This is a genomic window from Allobosea sp. P2_A10 (genome assembly GCF_056405115.1).
On sequence record NZ_JBFUCS010000026.1, the window covers coordinates 31,458 to 47,687 of the forward strand.

General features: G+C 67.5%; 15 protein-coding genes. 13 read left to right on the plus strand and 2 right to left on the minus strand.

Translation table 11 applies throughout. From position 1 onward, the window contains the following. Positions 1–80: 80 nt before the first annotated feature. A complete protein-coding gene (locus AC1DZY_RS24295; RefSeq protein WP_476822729.1) occupies positions 81–1,919 on the plus strand; it encodes a methyl-accepting chemotaxis protein in 1,839 nt (612 codons plus the stop codon). 138 nt (positions 1,920–2,057) lie between these two features. Beyond that, a complete protein-coding gene (locus AC1DZY_RS24300; RefSeq protein ID WP_476822730.1) occupies positions 2,058–4,343 on the plus strand; it encodes an NADP-dependent malic enzyme in 2,286 nt (761 codons plus the stop codon). A gap of 141 nt (positions 4,344–4,484) precedes the next feature. Here AC1DZY_RS24300 and AC1DZY_RS24305 read toward each other — a convergent pair whose 3' ends face one another. Beyond that, entirely contained in the window at positions 4,485–4,787 is a 303-nt protein-coding gene (locus AC1DZY_RS24305; RefSeq protein ID WP_476822731.1) for a plasmid stabilization protein, read from the minus strand. 110 nt (positions 4,788–4,897) lie between these two features. Between AC1DZY_RS24305 and AC1DZY_RS24310 the strand changes: the two genes are divergently transcribed. The 11 genes from AC1DZY_RS24310 to AC1DZY_RS24360 all read left to right on the plus strand — a co-directional run bounded on the left by AC1DZY_RS24310 (position 4,898) and on the right by AC1DZY_RS24360 (position 15,846). Continuing rightward, the gene (locus tag AC1DZY_RS24310) at positions 4,898–5,686 is read left to right on the plus strand and encodes a class I SAM-dependent methyltransferase (RefSeq protein WP_476822732.1); all 789 of its coding nucleotides are present in this window, start codon (positions 4,898–4,900) and stop codon (positions 5,684–5,686) included. Between the two features lie 53 nt (positions 5,687–5,739). Then, a complete protein-coding gene (locus tag AC1DZY_RS24315) occupies positions 5,740–6,642 on the plus strand; it encodes a LysR family transcriptional regulator (protein ID WP_476822733.1) in 903 nt (300 codons plus the stop codon). A gap of 93 nt (positions 6,643–6,735) precedes the next feature. Beyond that, positions 6,736–8,022 carry an amidase gene (locus tag AC1DZY_RS24320; protein ID WP_476822734.1) on the plus strand — a complete coding sequence of 429 codons (1,287 nt, stop codon included), beginning with the start codon at positions 6,736–6,738 and terminating at the stop codon, positions 8,020–8,022. Then, on the plus strand, positions 8,019–9,194 hold the full coding sequence (locus AC1DZY_RS24325; protein ID WP_476822735.1) for a CaiB/BaiF CoA transferase family protein: 1,176 nt from the start codon (positions 8,019–8,021) through the stop codon (positions 9,192–9,194). Before AC1DZY_RS24320 ends, AC1DZY_RS24325 begins: the two co-directional genes overlap by 4 nt. 8 nt (positions 9,195–9,202) lie before the next feature. Next, positions 9,203–10,000: an enoyl-CoA hydratase gene (locus AC1DZY_RS24330; protein ID WP_476822736.1), complete on the plus strand. Its 798-nt coding sequence runs from the start codon at positions 9,203–9,205 to the stop codon at positions 9,998–10,000. Positions 10,001–10,048: 48 nt separating this feature from the next. After that, positions 10,049–11,038, plus strand: coding sequence for an ABC transporter substrate-binding protein (locus AC1DZY_RS24335; protein WP_476822737.1), 990 nt, complete (start codon positions 10,049–10,051; stop codon positions 11,036–11,038). A 207-nt stretch (positions 11,039–11,245) separates the two neighbouring features. Then, positions 11,246–12,124 carry an ABC transporter permease gene (locus AC1DZY_RS24340; RefSeq protein ID WP_476822738.1) on the plus strand — a complete coding sequence of 293 codons (879 nt, stop codon included), beginning with the start codon at positions 11,246–11,248 and terminating at the stop codon, positions 12,122–12,124. 8 nt (positions 12,125–12,132) lie between these two features. Then, on the plus strand, positions 12,133–12,891 hold the full coding sequence (locus AC1DZY_RS24345) for an ABC transporter ATP-binding protein (protein WP_476822739.1): 759 nt from the start codon (positions 12,133–12,135) through the stop codon (positions 12,889–12,891). A gap of 13 nt (positions 12,892–12,904) precedes the next feature. Next, positions 12,905–13,783: a polysaccharide deacetylase family protein gene (locus tag AC1DZY_RS24350; RefSeq protein ID WP_476822740.1), complete on the plus strand. Its 879-nt coding sequence runs from the start codon at positions 12,905–12,907 to the stop codon at positions 13,781–13,783. A gap of 166 nt (positions 13,784–13,949) precedes the next feature. Further along, a complete protein-coding gene (locus AC1DZY_RS24355) occupies positions 13,950–14,717 on the plus strand; it encodes a short-chain dehydrogenase/reductase (RefSeq protein WP_476822741.1) in 768 nt (255 codons plus the stop codon). A gap of 154 nt (positions 14,718–14,871) precedes the next feature. After that, positions 14,872–15,846, plus strand: a complete 975-nt coding sequence (locus AC1DZY_RS24360) for a ketopantoate reductase family protein (protein WP_476822742.1) — start codon at positions 14,872–14,874, stop codon at positions 15,844–15,846. Positions 15,847–16,012: 166 nt separating this feature from the next. Here AC1DZY_RS24360 and AC1DZY_RS24365 read toward each other — a convergent pair. After that, the coding region (locus AC1DZY_RS24365; RefSeq protein ID WP_476821655.1) for a transposase at positions 16,013–16,230 on the minus strand (218 nt) is incomplete at its 5' end.

The following is a 16,230-nucleotide window of genomic DNA, read 5'->3' on the forward strand; positions in this document are numbered from 1 at the left end:
TGACGGGTCGCGCCACGCGTTAGGGAGACTTTCAACAATTGAAAGTAGGATTGCATTCACCTTGGGGACAAAGCCGCCGCATGACACTCGTTCTGAATCTGATCGGCTGCCTGTCGTTCGTGCTGCTTGCTGCTTTGGGCCTGACCCTGATTCTGCCGTTGATGAACTCCGGCCACATCCGGCGCAGCCTCGCCATCGCGGCCCTCTTCGCCGTCGCGGGCATCCTCAGCATGCTCCAGCCGGTGATCGTGCCGCCGGGCATCCCGGTCGATGCACGCTATATCGCGGTGATCGTCGCATGCGTCTTCGCGGGGCCGATCGGCGCGGTCGGCGCTGCCGTGCCGATCGTGCTGCTGCGATTCTACCTGGGCGGCCCGTCCGCCACGACCGGCATCATCGCCATCATGTTCTGCACCGCGGGCGGTCTGCTGCTCTACGCCTATTTCCGGTGGCGCAAACGTGCGATCGGCATCGGCGATGTCTGGTTGGCGGGTGCTGTCGGAATACTGGCCATTCTATGCACGATACTCACCCTGCCGGGCGCGGGGCGGCCGTTCCATGGCTGGAGCGATCCGGTCTTGGCGATGATGACGCTCAACTTCGTCGGCACGTCGATCACCGCCTTCGTGCTCTGCACGGATGCCGATCGCGTCGAGACCCTGCATCGGCTGGAGGCCTTCACGGCCAACACGCCCGGCGTGCTCTATCAGAAGTTCATCAAGCCCGACGGCGAGGTGACCTATAAATTCGCCAGCTCCGGCATCGAGAAGCTGCTCGACGTCACCCGTGAGCAGGTCGAGCGCGAGCCGCGGAGCTGGCTGCGCTGGATGGTCGCGGAAGATCGCGCGGTGCTGGAAAAGGCCAACGCCCGGACGACGCTGGACGCCACGCTCAAACCCTGGCGGTTCGAGGCTCGTCATCGCAAGGACGACGGTTCGGTGGTCTGGCTGCGGACCGATGCGGCGGGACGGCGGCTGCCGGACGGCACGATCTGCTGGGACGGCATCCTCACCGACGTCACGGCCGAGCGGACATTGACCGACCGGCGGCTCGAACTGGAAAGCGGCCGCAAGGCGGCGCTCGCGGATCTCGCCGATCAGCTCGAGGTCACGGTCGGCAAGGCGCTGCAGGATGTCGCCCATTCAGTCCGCGGCATGCATGAAGCAGCGGGCGAAATGGCCGGCAGCGCCGGCAAGACGGCCCAGCGCGCCGTCGAGGTCACTCGCGAGGCCGAAGGCGCATCGCAGCGCGTCGGCAGCGTCGCCGTCGCGGCCGAGGAGATCGAGGCCTCGATCCGCGAGCTGACGCGCCAGACCGCCCATGCCGACCAGACCGCCCGCGAGGCCGCAAGCTATGTCCGCTCGACGCGCCAGGACGTTGCCGGACTGGCCGAGGCCGCCGACAAGGTCTCGGCCGTGCTCGATTTCATCGAGGACATCGCCGCGCGCACCAATCTGCTGGCGCTGAACGCGACGATCGAGGCGGCGCGCGCCGGCGTCGCCGGGCGCGGCTTCGCGGTCGTCGCCGGCGAGGTCAAGAACCTCGCCGAACAGACCCAGAAGGCGACGCGCGACATCGCCGCGACGCTGCAGGACATTCGCGGCGCCGCCGCTACCGCGTCGGACGCCGTCGCGCATATCGAGGGCACGATGACGACGATCGAGCAGACCTCGGGCATTCTCGCCGATGTCGTCAGCCGCCAGGCCGACATCGCCTCCAGCATCGCCAGCGACGCTCAGGCGGTAGCCGGCAGCACGAGCGCGGTTACCGCCAGCGTAGGCACTGTCGGCAAGGAGGCTCGCGTCACCGGCGAGGCCGCGGTGCGCGTTGTCGAGGCCGCGCGCCGCGTCGGGGAGCAGACCGTCGCGCTCGATCGCTATGTCGGGGATTTCGTCCGCAGCGTGCGCGGCCGCCTCTGATCGTTTGCGCGCCGGCCGCGCCGCGCGATTTTCGCCTTGCAGTCATGAGCCCTGATCGCCGCCCGCGCCTTGTGGGCGGCCAAGCGCTTGCCTATGGTCCGCCTCCCCAAGGAAACGCTCACAAAAAAGAATACGTTCATGAACGACCGTCCGCCGATCAAACACGCTCGCCCCACTTTCACCGATCAGGAAGCGCTTCTGTTCCATTCACAGGGGCGGCCGGGCAAGCTGGAGATCGTCCCGACCAAGCCGATGGCGACGCAGCGCGATCTGTCGCTGGCCTATTCGCCCGGCGTCGCCGTGCCGGTGCTGGCGATCGCAGCCGATCCGTCCAAGGCCTATGACTACACCACGCGCTCGAATCTCGTCGCGGTGATCACCAACGGCACCGCGATTCTAGGCCTCGGCAATCTCGGCGCGCTTGCCTCCAAGCCGGTGATGGAGGGCAAGTCGGTCCTGTTCAAGCGCTTCGCCGACGTCGATTCGATCGATCTCGAAATCGACACCGAGGACGCCGACAAGTTCATCGACGCGGTGCGCTATCTGGGGCCGTCCTTCGGCGGCATCAACCTCGAGGACATCAAGGCGCCGGAATGCTTCATCATCGAGCAGCGCCTGCGCGAATTGATGGACATCCCCGTCTTCCATGACGACCAGCACGGCACTGCGATCATCGCGGCTGCCGGCCTGATCAACGCGCTCGACCTTACCGGCCGCGACATCAAGTCGACCAAGCTCGTCATCAACGGCGCGGGCGCGGCCGCGATCGCCTGCACCGAGCTGCTCAAGGCGATGGGCTTCAAGCCCGACAACGTCATCCTCTGCGACACCAAGGGCGTGATCTATCAGGGGCGCACCGAGGGCATGAACCAGTGGAAGTCCGGCCATGCCGCCGTGACCGACCGGCGCACGCTGGCCCAGGCGATGGATGGCTGCGACGCCTTCTTCGGCCTGTCGCAGAAGGGCGCCGTGACGCCCGAGATGGTCGCCTCCATGGCGGCAAACCCGATCATCTTCGCCATGGCCAATCCCGATCCGGAGATCACGCCGGAGGAGGTCGCCGCCGTTCGCGACGACGCCATCATGGCGACGGGCCGCTCCGACTATCCCAACCAGGTCAACAACGTCCTGGGCTTCCCCTTCATCTTCCGCGGTGCGCTCGATGTCCGCGCCAAGACGATCAACATGGAGATGAAGATCGCGGCTGCCGAGGCGCTGGCGTCGCTTGCCCGCGAGGACGTGCCCGATGAGGTGGCCGCCGCCTATCAGGGCTCGCGCCCGCGCTACGGCAAGGAGTACATCATCCCGGTGCCGTTCGATCCGCGGCTGATCCATGTCGTGCCGATGGCGGTCGCCAAGGCTGCGATGGAGACCGGCGTCGCCGGCAAGCCGATCGTCGACACCGCGGCCTACAAGGCGCAGCTTTCGGCGCGGCGCGACCCCATCGCGGGCACGCTGAATCGCATCTTCGAGCGCGTCCGGCGCTACCCCAAGCGCGTCGTCTTCGCCGAGGGTGAGGAGGAGCAGGTCATCCGCGCCGCCGCCTCCTTCGTCAACCAGGGCCTCGGCCACGCCATCCTGGTCGGGCGCGAGGAGCGGATCAATGAGACCGCCGCCGGTCTCGGCGTCGATCTCGCCGCCAAGGGCATCATCGTCGCCAATGCGCGGCTGTCGCACCGCAATTCGGCGTATGCCCAATATCTCTACGAGCGCCTGCAGCGCCACGGCTACCTGTTCCGCGACTGCCAGCGGCTGATCAACCAGGACCGCAACCATTTCGCCGCGGCCATGGTCGCGCTCGGCGACGCCGACGCGCTCGTCACCGGCGTCACCCGCAACTATTCGATCGCGCTGGAGGAGGTTCGCCGCGTCATCGACGACCGCCCGGGCCACCGCCTGATCGGCGTCTCGATCGTGCTCTCGCGCGAGCGCACCGTGCTCGTCGCCGACACCGCGATCACCGAGATGCCGACCGCGCAGCAGCTCTCCGAGATCGCGATCGAGGCCGCCGGCGTCGCGCGCCGGCTCGGCTACGAACCCAAGGTCGCGATGCTGGCCTTCTCGACCTTCGGCCATCCGGCCGGCGAGCGTTCGGAGAAGGTGCGGGAGGCGGTCAAGCTGCTCGACGGCCAGCGCGTCGATTTCGAGTATGACGGCGAGATGGCGGCCGATGTCGCGCTCAACCGCGACCTGATGAGCCAGTATCCGTTCTGCCGCCTCACCGGCCCGGCCAATGTGCTGGTCATGCCGGCGTTCCACTCGGCCTCGATCTCGACCAAGATGCTGCAGGAGCTTGGCGGCTCGACCGTGATCGGCCCGCTGATCGTCGGCCTCGACAAGCCGGTCCAGATCGTGCCGCTCGGCGCCAAGGACAGCGACATCGTCAACATGGCGGCGCTGGCGGCCTTCAACATCGGCGGGTGAGCCGGACGTCCCACCCGCGTCGTCATCCTGGACAAGCTGCCTAGCGGCGCGGATCCGGGATCCGTCGCAAAGCTCCGCAATGCCCCATGATGGATCCCGGGACTTCGCCGCGCGAAGCCCAGGATGGCGGGAAGTATCCTCTCAGGACGCGTTCTTCCGGCGCGTCGCCGCTGCCTTCTTTGCCGATGCCGAACGCTCCGACGCCGGGCGCGCGGCCGAGGCCTTGCCGCCAATAGCGCCACCGCGTTTCGACGAGACCTTGGTGTCGGGCACGCCTCGGCCCGAGCCTGAGAGATTGCCGCCGCCGCTCTCCTTGTTGACGGTCGCCCAGGCGATCGCCTCGGCTTCGTCATCGGAGCGGCCTTGCGCCTCATAGCCTTCGGCGATGTGCTGCGCCTTGCGCTTCTGCTTGTCGGTATAGGCGGATTTGTCGCCGCGCGGCATGACCGGCCTCCTCCAGAGTTTACCTGCGATGCAGGCAGGAACGTTGCAGAAGCCGGCCGGGTTCCGCAGGATGCCGCACGCGCTGCCCGGGCGCGACGGAGATCACGGCGATGGCGCAGGCACCGATCCGCTTCAGCAACGGCGCGTCCTATGAACGGATGATGGGCGTCTGGAGCCAGCTCGCCGGACAAGAGTTCATAGACTGGCTCGCGCCGGCGCCGGGCCTGCGCTGGGTCGATGTCGGCTGCGGCAACGGCGCGTTCACGCAGCTCCTGGTCGATCGTTGCGCGCCCGCCGAGGTCGAGGGCGTCGATCCCTCGCCCGGCCAGATCGCCTTTGCGCGCGACCGCCCGGCGGCGAGGCTCGCCGTTTTCAACGAAGGCGACGCAATGGCGCTGCCCTTCGCCGACGATCGCTTCGATGCAGCCGTGATGGCGCTGGTGATCTTCTTCGTGCCGGAGCCCGAGGTCGGCGTCGCCGAGATGGTCCGCGTCGTGCGCCCCGGCGGCGTGGTCAGCGCCTATGCCTGGGACATCATGGGCGGCGGCTTTCCGCTCGAGCCGATGATCGCCGAATTGCAGGCCTATGGCATTCCGCCGATGCGCCCGCCACGAGCCGACGCGTCGCCGCTCGGTGCCCTGCAGGCGTTGTGGACGCAGGCCGGGCTGGAGGCCGTCGAGACCCGCACGATCGCCGTGCGGCGGACTTTCGCCGATTTCGAGGATTTGTGGTCGACGCTGACGTTGGCGTCGACACTCAAGGACGCGATTGACACGTTGACCCCCGAGGATGTCGAAAAGCTCAAGGCCGGGCTCGCCAGGCGCTTGCCCGCCGATGCCGAGGGACGCATCACCTATGGCGCGCTCGCCAATGCGGTTAAGGGGCGGGTGCCGGGCTGAGCTGCAAGCCGCGCGATCATCCGTCTCCGTCCCGGTTTAAGGCTCCACGGACCTTGCTCCATCACGATCTCCAGTCGCTCCGGCTTTTCGTCGCGCTGTGCGAGCTGCGCAGCCTCAGCAAGGCGGCGCAGCGGATGAACATCGCGATCTCGGCTGCGAGCCGGCGGCTGCGCCTGCTCGAGGACGAGGTCGGGGCGAGCCTGATGACGCGCCTGCCCCATGGCGTCGAGCCGACCCATGCCGGCATCACCACGCTGCGCTATGCCCAGTCGGTGTTGCGGCTTGCCGATCAGCTCGTCTCGAACATGGGCGAGCATGCCTCGGGTGTGCGGGGCCGCGTCCGCGTCTTCGCGTCGAGTTCGGCGCTGGTGCAGCGGCTGGCGCAGGATCTTGCCGCCTTCATGCGCGACAATCCGCGGATCAAGGTCGATCTCGAGGAGCGGCCGAGCTCCGAGACGATGGAGGCGCTGACGCGCGGCCAGGCCGATCTCGGCGTGATCGTGCGCGGCATCGCGACGCCCGGCCTCGTCACGGTGCCCTACGCACAGGACCGGCTGGCGCTCGCGGTCTTCCCCGAGCATCGCCTGTTTGCGCGCGAGACGGTGCGCTTCCACGAGATTCTCGACGAGGAATTCGTCGCGCTCGATATCGGCACGGCTGTGCATCGGCTGCTGGTCGAGAAAGCGCGCGAGCAGGCTGCCGTGCTGCGCCTGCGCGTGCAGGTCCGTTCCTTCGAGGTGATGTGCCAGATGGTCGGGCAGGGGCTCGGCATCGGCATTCTGCCGGAGGCGGCGCTGCGGCCTTTGGCCGAGGCGCTTGGACTGCGGCTGATCAGGCTCGACGAGGACTGGGCCCGCCGCGACATCGATATCTGCGTCCCGGCGCTGGACGACATCGATCCGCCGACGGCGCGGTTGCTGGCGGCGTTGCAAAATCGCGCCAGCATCCAGCTCTGATTTCCATTCTGGAGAAATCAGCCTTGCTGCATTTCTCATTCCGCAAAAGGCAGGACTGAGTCAGTCTCGTCGGCAGGAGGATGCTCCCTGCCAATGCTTGCCGATCTTGCTCGCGATGGAGGTGATACGACGGCCGTGCTGGCGCGGCAGGGCCGGGCCCTGCGCTGCATCGTCGCTCTCGGGAAAGTCGCGCGTGAGCCTGAGGCCCGCAAAGCCGCGCTTTCGGGCCTGACCTACCTCGCCAAGGACATGCTCGATCGCCAAGGCCTTGCGCCGGGCTGCGGCCTGGCCGACACGCCCGCGAACGCGCCGACGCGTACCGCCACCATCCTGTCGCGGCTTGATGGAGCGGGCGCGTGCTGCCTTGGCTTTGCCGAGATGACCGCGCTGGCCTGCGAGCCCTCGGGCGGCAATCCCGGCCGCCAGCGCCCGCTCAATCCGTGGAACCCGCTGCGCATTTGCGGAGGCTCGTCATCGGGCTCTGCTGTAGCGGTCGCCGCTGGCCTCGTCGATTTCGCGATTGGGTCGGACACCGCCGGCTCCCTGCGCATTCCCGCCCATTGCTGCGGCGTCACCGCCTGGAAGCCGACGCCGGGCGTCGTGCCGAGCGACGGCGCGATGGCGCTCGCCCCGTCTCTCGACGTGCTCGGCTTCCTCGCACGCGACGCACGGACGCTGGAACGCATCGCCGCCGTCTTCATGCCGGCTGGGCGCAACATGTCCGTTCGGCGCATCGCATTCGCCGGCGATCTCGCGGCGCCGGCGGAGAACGACATCGCCAGCGCCTGCACGTCACTGGCGCAGGCGCTGACCAGGCGTGGTCTCGACGTCGCACCGGAGCCGCTCGCGCCGCTGCTGGCCGCCTGCGACGCGGCTGTGCTCGACCTGCTCCAGGCCGAAACCTCGGCCGAGCATGGCTGGCGGCTTGAGCGCGGCGGGCTCGACGCCATGCTGGAGGCGCGCCTTCGCAAGGGGCTGACGATCGGCAGGGAGCGCGCCGACGAGGCGCGGCTAGAGCTGGCCGATGTCGCCGACACGCTTTTGCCCGAACTCTTTGATCGTCACGATGCGATCCTGCTGCCGGTGATGCCGGGCACGACGCCCGAGGTCGCGGCCTGTGAGCCCGGCTCGCCGTCGTTTTCCGGGCGCACGCTCTATCGCCTCTCGGCCTATACGCGTTTCGTCAACGGGCTGCGCCTGCCGACCGTCGCGCTGCCCTGTGGCTTCGACGGCAACGGCATGCCAGTCGCGGCGCAACTCGTCGGCCCGCCCGGCAGCGACCTCGATCTGCTGGCGCTGGCAGTCGAACTTCAGGCGATCACCGACTGGCATGGCCGCGCGCCGGCCGGCCTGCCCGCGATCATGGAGGCCGCCCGATGAGCGCGCTCTCGCATCTGCGCGTCCTCGATCTGACGCGGGTTCGCGCCGGGCCGACCTGTTGCCGCGTGCTCGCCGATTTCGGCGCCGACGTCATCAAGATCGAGCCGCCCGATGGCGTCGATCCCAATGAGGGCATGTCGGGCGCGCGTGACGGCTACGATATGCAGAACCTGCATCGCAACAAGCGTTCGCTGACGCTTAACCTGAAGACGCCGCAGGGGCTGGCCGTGTTCATGCGCATGGTCGAGACCGCCGACGTCGTGGTCGAGAACTACCGTCCCGATGTGAAGGAACGGCTCGGCATCGCCTATGATGATTTGCGCGAGGTCAATCCGCGCATCATCTTGGCTTCGATCTCGGGCTTCGGCCAGGACGGTCCCTATCGCGACCGCGCCGGTTTCGACCAGATCGCGCAGGGCATGGGCGGCTTGATGTGGGTCACCGGCCTGCCCGGCCAGGGGCCGGTGCGGGCCGGCGTCGCGGTCGCCGATTCCACCGCTGGTCTCTATGCCGCGACCGGTATCATGGTGGCGCTGGCCGAGCGCGAGCGCTCCGGCGAAGGGCAGTGGGTCCACACCTCGCTGCTGGAGGCGCAGATCGCGCTCTGCGATTTTCAGGCGGCGCGCTTTCTGGTCGATGGCGTCAACCCCGGGCAGGCTGGCAACGACCACCCCTATTCGACGCCGATGGGCGTCGTGGCCACAGTCGACGGCTACATCAATATCGGCGTCGGCGGCGAGGGCCAGTGGCGCAAGCTGTGCACGGCGATCGGCCGCGCCGATCTCGCCGATCATGCCGACTACGCGACCAATGCCGACCGCCTGCGCAATCGTCCGGCCCTGATGGGACTGCTCGCCCAGATCTTCGCCTCGGCGAATTCGGCCGATTGGCTCGCGCGGCTCGACGCCGAAGGCGTGCCCGCCGGGCCGATCTACCGCATGGACGAGGTTTTCGCCGATCCGCAGGTCCGCCATCTCGGCGTCGCGCAGCAAGTCGAGCACCGCCGGCGCGGCGAGATCAGCCTGGTCGGCCAGCCCGTGACGCTGTCGCGGACGCCGGCGGCGCTGACCACCGCCCTGCCGGACAAGGGCGAGCATTCCGACGCCATCCTGGAGGAAACCGGCTATTCTGCCGCCGACATCGCGCGCCTGCGGGCGCAAAACGTGATCTGAGGCGGATGATGGCAAGCTCTCCAACGGCAAGCGTTCGATACGAAACGGAAGACGGCATCGCCAGGCTGGTCGTCGACCAGCCCGGGAAGATGAACGCCATGACCTACGGGATGTGGGCGAGCCTGCCGGGCCATGTCGCCCGCGCCGAGGCCGACCCGCAAATCCGCGCCATCGTGGTCACGGGCGAGGGATCGCGCGCCTTCTGCGCAGGTGCGGACATCTCGCAATTCGGCGACATCCGCGACGGCGATGCTGCGACGCGTATCTATGACGACGCCTATCTCGATGGCTGCAAAGCGCTGGCGACGGCGTCCAAGCCGAGCGTCGCCGTGATCCGGGGCATCTGCTTCGGCGGCGGCTTCGGTCTGGCGATGTCCTGCGATCTGCGACTGGCGCGCGCCGATTCGCGGTTCCGCGTGCCGGCTGCGCGGCTGGGGCTGGGCTATGCCTTTTCGGGCGTCGAGGCGCTGGTGGCGCGGCTTGGCCTGAGCGCTACGGCCGACCTGCTGCTGAGCGCCCGCATCCTCGCTGGCGAGGAGGCGTTGCGCATGGGCGTCGTCAACGCGCTCTGGAGCGAGGACAGTTTCGAAAACGAGACGGCGGATTATCTCCGCCGCATCGCGACCAACGCGCCGCTGACGCTGCGCGCGGTCAAGCAGGCGCTGATCGCGCTGGCGCAGCCCGAGGCGACGCGCAGCACGCTAGCCGCGGACGCGGCAGTCGCGGCCTGCTTTTCGAGCACCGACTACAAGGAGGGCCAGAGAGCCTTCAGGGAGAAGCGGGAACCCGCCTTTACCGGGGAATAGGTCGATCTTTTGCATGCGGGTTTCACCCGCCATCATGGAGGAGTGAATATGAAGCGTCGGACATTCTGCGGCGGCCTCGTTTCGTCGGGCCTCGCCGCCCTCACCATCGCCGCGGCCGCGCCCGCTTTTGCGCAGGCTCCACTCAGCCCGCCGGTGCAGCTCACCGTCGGCTACCAGAAGGTCGGTCATCTCGCGCCGATCACGCTGATCGAGGAGGACCTCAAGAAGCAGGGCGTCGAGATCAAGCTGGTCGAGTTCGCCCGTTACGCCGATGCCAGGACCGCGCTGCTCGCCGGTTCGCTCGACGTGGCTTCGGTCGGCCCCGCCGATCTTGCGATCGCGCTCGCCAACGGCTCGACCGGCATGGTCGGCATCATGGGCGTGGGCGCCTCGCCGAAATACGTCATCGCCCGCAAGGGCACGAAGTTCGAGAGCTGGGACGATATCAAGGGCAAGAAGATCGCGATCGCGCCGGGCTCGGCGGTCTGGTTCCAGTATGCCGCGACGCTGATCGAGAAAGGCATCCCCTACAACGCCTTCAGCGCCATCAACATCCAGGGCGGCGGCGCCAACTTCAATCAGGCGCTGGAAAAGGGCGAGGTCGACGCGATCGTCACCTGGGAGCCCTTCGAGTCGATTCCCGTGATGAAAGGCTATGGTTACTTCGCCAAGAACCTCGACTACTCGACCTCGAAATCGGTCGGGGCGGAACTCGGCATGCTCGCCGCCTCGAAGGCGGCCGCCACGGGCAAGCGCGAGGCGGTGCAGCGCGTCGTCACGGCCTATGTCAAGAAGATGAAGGAGCTCGAAGCCTCCCCTGCGGCCTTCGGCACCGCGATCGCCAAGCTGACGGGGCTGGAGGCCGATGTCTCGCTGGAGATCGCCAAGGTCATCAAGCTCGGCCCGGTGATCACGCCGGCCCAGATCAAGGCGCAGGCAAAGGCTTTCAACGAGCTCGGCGTCATTCCCAAGGATGTCTCCGGCGAGATCGAAGCCTATTGGGACGCGAGCTTCCTGGAGACGGCAGCGAAGAGCTAGTTCCTCCCTTCTCCCCTTGCGGGAGAAGGTGGCTCGGCGAAGACGAGACGGATGAGGGGTCGCGCTACGCCTTCCAGCCTTTGCGTTGGCGACGGTGGATGCGCGGGCAGCGCAGCCCGACCCCTCACCCCAGCCCTCTCCCGCAAGGGGAGAGGGGGTTAGGTTGCGGCTTGCCTTTCGGGCAGCGATTGATCTGGATCGGAGATTATGACTGTCACGACCAGCGCTCCGGCATCGACCGCCATCGCACGGCCCGCAGCCGGCGGCACCGCGCGCTACGTCTCCGCGCGCCTGCGCAGCTACGCCGCCGCGATCCTGCTGCCGCTCGCCCTCGTCATCCTCTGGCAGCTCGCCGGGAGGAACGGCTCGATCGCGGGTGGGGCGCTGCCGACGCCGGATCGGGTCTGGGCGGCGTGGAAGATCTGGGCCTTTGGCACGCCGACCGGCTTCAGCCTCTCGCCCTATATCGGCACCTGGGCCGAAAGCGTTCTGTTCTCCGCGCAGCGCGTCGCCAAGGGCTTTGCGCTCGCCATCGTCGTCGGCGTGCCGCTGGGCATCCTGATCGGCTGGTCGAAGCTGGCTCAGGCCGTGGTCGATCCGACGATCCAGTGGCTCAGGCCGGTGCCGATCACCGCCTGGCTGCCGATCTCGATCGCGATCTTCGGCATCGCCGATTTCGGCGCGATTTTCCTGATCACCATCGGGGCTTTCTATCCGATCGTGATCAACACCACGCAGGGCGCCCGCGACGTCGAGAAGAACTGGATTCGCGCGGCGCAGATGATGGGCGCGGGACGGTTCGACATTCTGCGCCGCATCGTCCTGCCGGCGGCGCTGCCTTCGATCTTCACAGGGCTTCGCATCGGACTCGGCATCGGCTGGACGGCGGTGATCGTCTCCGAGATGGTCGCGGTGAAATCCGGCCTCGGTTACGTCCTGTGGGACGCCTATTACGTGGGACGCATGGACATCGTCATCGCCGACATGGTCTCGATCGGCCTCGTCGGCTTCCTCTCAGACTGGCTGATCGTCCGGCTCGAACTCTGGGTGCTGAAATGGCGCCGCCTCCAGAACTTCAACGGTTGAGCGCGACGATGGGCACGATCTCCTTCAACGCGGTCTCGAAGAGCTATGGCGGCCCGGCCGGGGTTCTGGCGCTCGACAAGGTCGATTTCAGCATTGGTGAGGGAGAGTTCGTCGCCCTGCTCGGCCCGTCGGGATGCGGCAAGTCGACCCTGCTCAACCTGCTTGCGGGTTTCGAGCCGCTGAGCGACGGCGTGCTGACCTTCGACGGCAAGACGATCAGCAGGCCCGGTCCCGATCGCGGCGTGGTTTTTCAGGAGGCGGCGCTTCTGCCCTGGCTCAGCGTCTGGGAGAACGTCGTCTTCGGGCCGAAGGTGCAGGGCGAGCCCAAGGCGCTCTATGAGGCCAAGGCGCGCGAGATCCTCAAGATCGTCGGTCTGGAGAATTTCCACGATGCCCTGCCGGTGCAGCTTTCGGGCGGTATGCGCCAGCGCGTCGGCATCGCCCGCGTGCTGGTGATGGAGCCGCGCGCGCTCCTGATGGACGAGCCCTTCGGGGCGCTCGATGCGCAGACGCGGCTTTCGATGCAGCAATTGCTGCTCGAGGTCTGGCAGCGGCTGAAGACCACCGTGCTGTTCGTGACCCACGACATCGACGAGGCGATCCTGCTCGCCGACCGGGTCTGCGTGATGACCGCGCGGCCGGGCCGCATCACCCGCGATATCCCCATCACCCTGCCGCGCCCGCGCTCGCTGGACGATCTGACGACCTCCGACTTCACGCGCTTCAAGGCGCTGATCATGGCGCAGATGCGCGGCAGCCATCACTGAGGACGAGGACCGCATGGCCAATCCGCGCATCCCCTACCGCCTCGCCTCGCAGAGGCCGCAGCTGCCGCCGCTGAAAGGCAAGCGCATCTTCGTCCACCTCGTCGTCAACGTCGAACACTGGCAGTTCGACCAGCCGATGCCGCGCACCATCATCACGCCGCCGCATGGCCGCGAGACCGTGCCTGACGTGCCGAATTTCTCCTGGGCCGATTACGGCATGCGCGCCGGCCTGCCGCGCATCCTCAAGCTTTTCCACGAGCGCCGCCTGCCGGCCTCGACCAGCTTCAACGCCGGCGTGATCGAGGCCTATCCGGCCGCGGCCGAGGCGATGCTGGAGGCGGGCTGGGAGTTCATCGGCCACGGCATCCACCAGAAGGCGATGAACCATGCCGAGGGCGGCGAGGAGGCCCTGATCCTGGGCGCCCTCGAACGCATCCAGCGCTTCACCGGCCACCATCCACGCGGCTGGCTTTCGCCTGGCCTGCGCGAGACTGTCGATACGCCCGATCTGCTGCGCAAGAACGGCATCGACTATGTCTGCGACTGGTGTGTCGACGATCTGCCGAGCTGGATGGCGACGCGGCACGGGCCGATGGTCGCGATGCCCTATAACCTCGAAATCAACGACTCGATCATCTACGCCGTCGAGCGCCATGCCACCGGCGAAATGGCCAAACGTCTCGCCCATACGCTCAGGCTGTTCGAGGAGGAGGCGCATGAGAACCCGCGCGTGCTGGCGATAGGCATGCATCCGCATCTGATCTCGGTGCCGCACCGTTTCCACGAACTCGTCCAGATGGTCGAGATGCTGCAGGCCTCCAGCGAGGTCGTCTTCGTCACCGGCAGCGAGATCTGCGACTGGTACATGGCGGCCGAGCCGCTGCGGGCTTGATCGCCATATCACCCATCCGCGCCGTCATTCCGGACCAGCGGCGAAGCCGCGCCGATCCGGAATCCATCGTAAGACACTGACGGTGCCCTACGATGGATTCCGGGTCTCCGCTTCGCTCCGCCCGGAATGACGGCGCTCAAATTCACCAAGCAAGGAACCCGCTGACATGGACCTGAAACTCACCGGCCGCCGCGTGCTGATCACCGGCGGCTCCAAGGGCATCGGCGAGGCCTGCGCCCGCATCTTCCTGGCCGAGGGCTGCTCGGTCGTGCTGGTGGCGCGTGACGCCGCGCGGCTGGCCGCCACGGCCAGTGCGCTGGGTCAGGCCAACCGCGTCGCGACCTGCGCTGCCGATCTCTCGCAAGGGGCGGAGCGCGAGCGCGTCGCCGACGCCTTCCCCGACATCGACATCCTCGTGAACAATGCCGGCGCTATTCCCGGAGGCGGGCTGCTCGACCTCTCCATGGAGACCTGGGAGCAGGCCTGGGCGCTCAAGGTGATGGGCTATATCCACCTGACCAAGCTCTATCTCGCACGGATGAAGGAGCGAAAAGCCGGCATCATCGTCAACATCATCGGCGGCGCCGGCCGCAGCCCGCGCTACGACTATGTCTGCGGCGGCACCGGCAATGCGGCGCTGATGGCTTTCACCTCGGCGGTCGGCGGCAAATCGGTCGACTGGGGCGTGCGCGTCTTCGGCGTCAACCCGGCGCAGACCCGTACCGACCGCATCATCTCGCTCAGCAAGAAGCGCGCGGCCACCTCGCTGGGCGACGAGGAGCGCTGGGAGGAGATGCTGAAGAACCTGCCGCTCGACCGGCTGATCGAGCCCGACGAGATCGCCAGCGCCGCCGCTTTCCTGGCCTCGCCGGCCTGCGGCTATGTCAGCGGCACCGTCCTCGACGTCGATGGTGGCGGCGCGTTTCGCGGTTGAGCGATCCGCCGGCTGTCCGGGATCGGACAGTGGAAATTCATTGCGTTCGGCATGCGTTGCGCCGCGGGCCGCCATCTGCAAAACGCCTTGGGTCATCGTGGCCGCCGCTTTGCAGGGCGGTCGATCGGGCCAGCAGGCGGAGAGGTTGCAAGTGATGCGGGTTGCCATCGTTGGGGCAGGAGCTATCGGCGGCGTCGTCGCCTGGCAGATGACGCAAGCGGGACAGCGCCCCCTGATCGTCGCGCGCCCGGCCACCGCCGCTTTGCTCGCAAGCGAGGGCCTGACACTGCAATCGCCGCAGGGCAGCAAGACGCTCGCTGTCGAGGCAACCTCGGACGCGACTTCGGCCGGCGTGCAGGATCTCGTGCTCGTCGGCTACAAGGCGCATGACTGGGCCGGCGGGCTCGATCTCGTGCGGCCGCTGATCGGCCCGCGGACCATCGTCGTGCCGATGCTGAACGGCATTCCATGGTGGTATCTCGATGGGCTCGACGCGCGCTTCGGCGACCGGCGGCTTGCGTCGGTCGATGGCGAGGGCGTCATCGACGCCGCCGTTCCCGCCGGGCAGGTTCTGGGCTGCGTGGTCTATATCGGCGCCAACCGGCCCGCGCCCAACGTCATCGCCTGGAACGGCCGCAAGCGGCTGATCCTTGGCGAGCCGAAAACTGCGTCCAGCGCGCGGCTGACGGCCGTCGTGCATTATCTCAAGGCCGGCGGCGTCGACGCCGAAGCGCCCGGCGACATTCGCCGCGAGGTCTGGAACAAGCTGCTCGGCAACGCCTGCTTCAATCCGCTGTCGGCCCTGACCGGGGCGACGGTCGACGGCATCGTAGACGATCCTGCGGTGCGGGCGATCGCGAAGTCGATCATGGCCGAATGCGTCGCCGTCGCGTCAGTGCTCGGCGTCAATGATCTGCCCGACCTTGAAGCCCGGCTCGCCATCCCGCCGACCATGATCGGCGTGAAAACCTCGATGCTGCAGGATATGGAAGCCGGCCGGCCGCTGGAACTCGGTGCGATTTCAAGTGCGGTTTCCGAACTCGGCCGCCGCACCGGCGTGCCGACCCTGCTGATCGACAGCGTCGGGGCGCTGGCGGCGAACGCCTGGCGGCAGCGCTGGGGGCAGTGACGGGAAGCCCTGCGTCATCCTGGACAAGCGGCGAAGCCGCGCAGCTCCGGGATCCATCGTAGCGCGCTGTCGGTTCGCTATGATGGATTCGGGCGCTCCGCTTCGGTGCGGCCAGGATGACGGCAGTGGTTCCGAGTTTCGACGCTCGCGTTAGAGCGTTTTCCGATCAGATTGCATCATACCCTGCGGCGGTGAAGTAATTCAGGCATTCGGCGTGATCGAAGAGATCGATGATGCGGCCGATGGCGCTCCAGAGACCGCCGACGGTTCGCTCGGCTGCCTTGCGCAAGAGAGCCTTGAGCTTTGAGAAGGCCATCTCGATCGGGTTGAAGTCAGGGCTGTAGGGCGGCAGATAACGCAGTTCGGCGCCTGCCGCCTCGATCA

Excerpts from the sequence above, each read along its gene's own strand:
- AC1DZY_RS24295 (WP_476822729.1), top strand. The coding sequence starts at position 81 with ATGACACTCGTTCTGAATCTGATCGGCTGCCTGTCGTTCGTGCTGCTT.
- AC1DZY_RS24300 (WP_476822730.1), top strand. The coding sequence starts at position 2,058 with ATGAACGACCGTCCGCCGATCAAACACGCTCGCCCCACTTTCACCGAT.
- AC1DZY_RS24305 (WP_476822731.1), bottom strand. The coding sequence starts at position 4,787 with ATGCCGCGCGGCGACAAATCCGCCTATACCGACAAGCAGAAGCGCAAG.
- AC1DZY_RS24310 (WP_476822732.1), top strand. The coding sequence starts at position 4,898 with ATGGCGCAGGCACCGATCCGCTTCAGCAACGGCGCGTCCTATGAACGG.
- AC1DZY_RS24320 (WP_476822734.1), top strand. The coding sequence starts at position 6,736 with ATGCTTGCCGATCTTGCTCGCGATGGAGGTGATACGACGGCCGTGCTG.
- AC1DZY_RS24325 (WP_476822735.1), top strand. The coding sequence starts at position 8,019 with ATGAGCGCGCTCTCGCATCTGCGCGTCCTCGATCTGACGCGGGTTCGC.
- AC1DZY_RS24330 (WP_476822736.1), top strand. The coding sequence starts at position 9,203 with ATGGCAAGCTCTCCAACGGCAAGCGTTCGATACGAAACGGAAGACGGC.
- AC1DZY_RS24335 (WP_476822737.1), top strand. The coding sequence starts at position 10,049 with ATGAAGCGTCGGACATTCTGCGGCGGCCTCGTTTCGTCGGGCCTCGCC.
- AC1DZY_RS24340 (WP_476822738.1), top strand. The coding sequence starts at position 11,246 with ATGACTGTCACGACCAGCGCTCCGGCATCGACCGCCATCGCACGGCCC.
- AC1DZY_RS24345 (WP_476822739.1), top strand. The coding sequence starts at position 12,133 with ATGGGCACGATCTCCTTCAACGCGGTCTCGAAGAGCTATGGCGGCCCG.
- AC1DZY_RS24350 (WP_476822740.1), top strand. The coding sequence starts at position 12,905 with ATGGCCAATCCGCGCATCCCCTACCGCCTCGCCTCGCAGAGGCCGCAG.
- AC1DZY_RS24355 (WP_476822741.1), top strand. The coding sequence starts at position 13,950 with ATGGACCTGAAACTCACCGGCCGCCGCGTGCTGATCACCGGCGGCTCC.
- AC1DZY_RS24360 (WP_476822742.1), top strand. The coding sequence starts at position 14,872 with ATGCGGGTTGCCATCGTTGGGGCAGGAGCTATCGGCGGCGTCGTCGCC.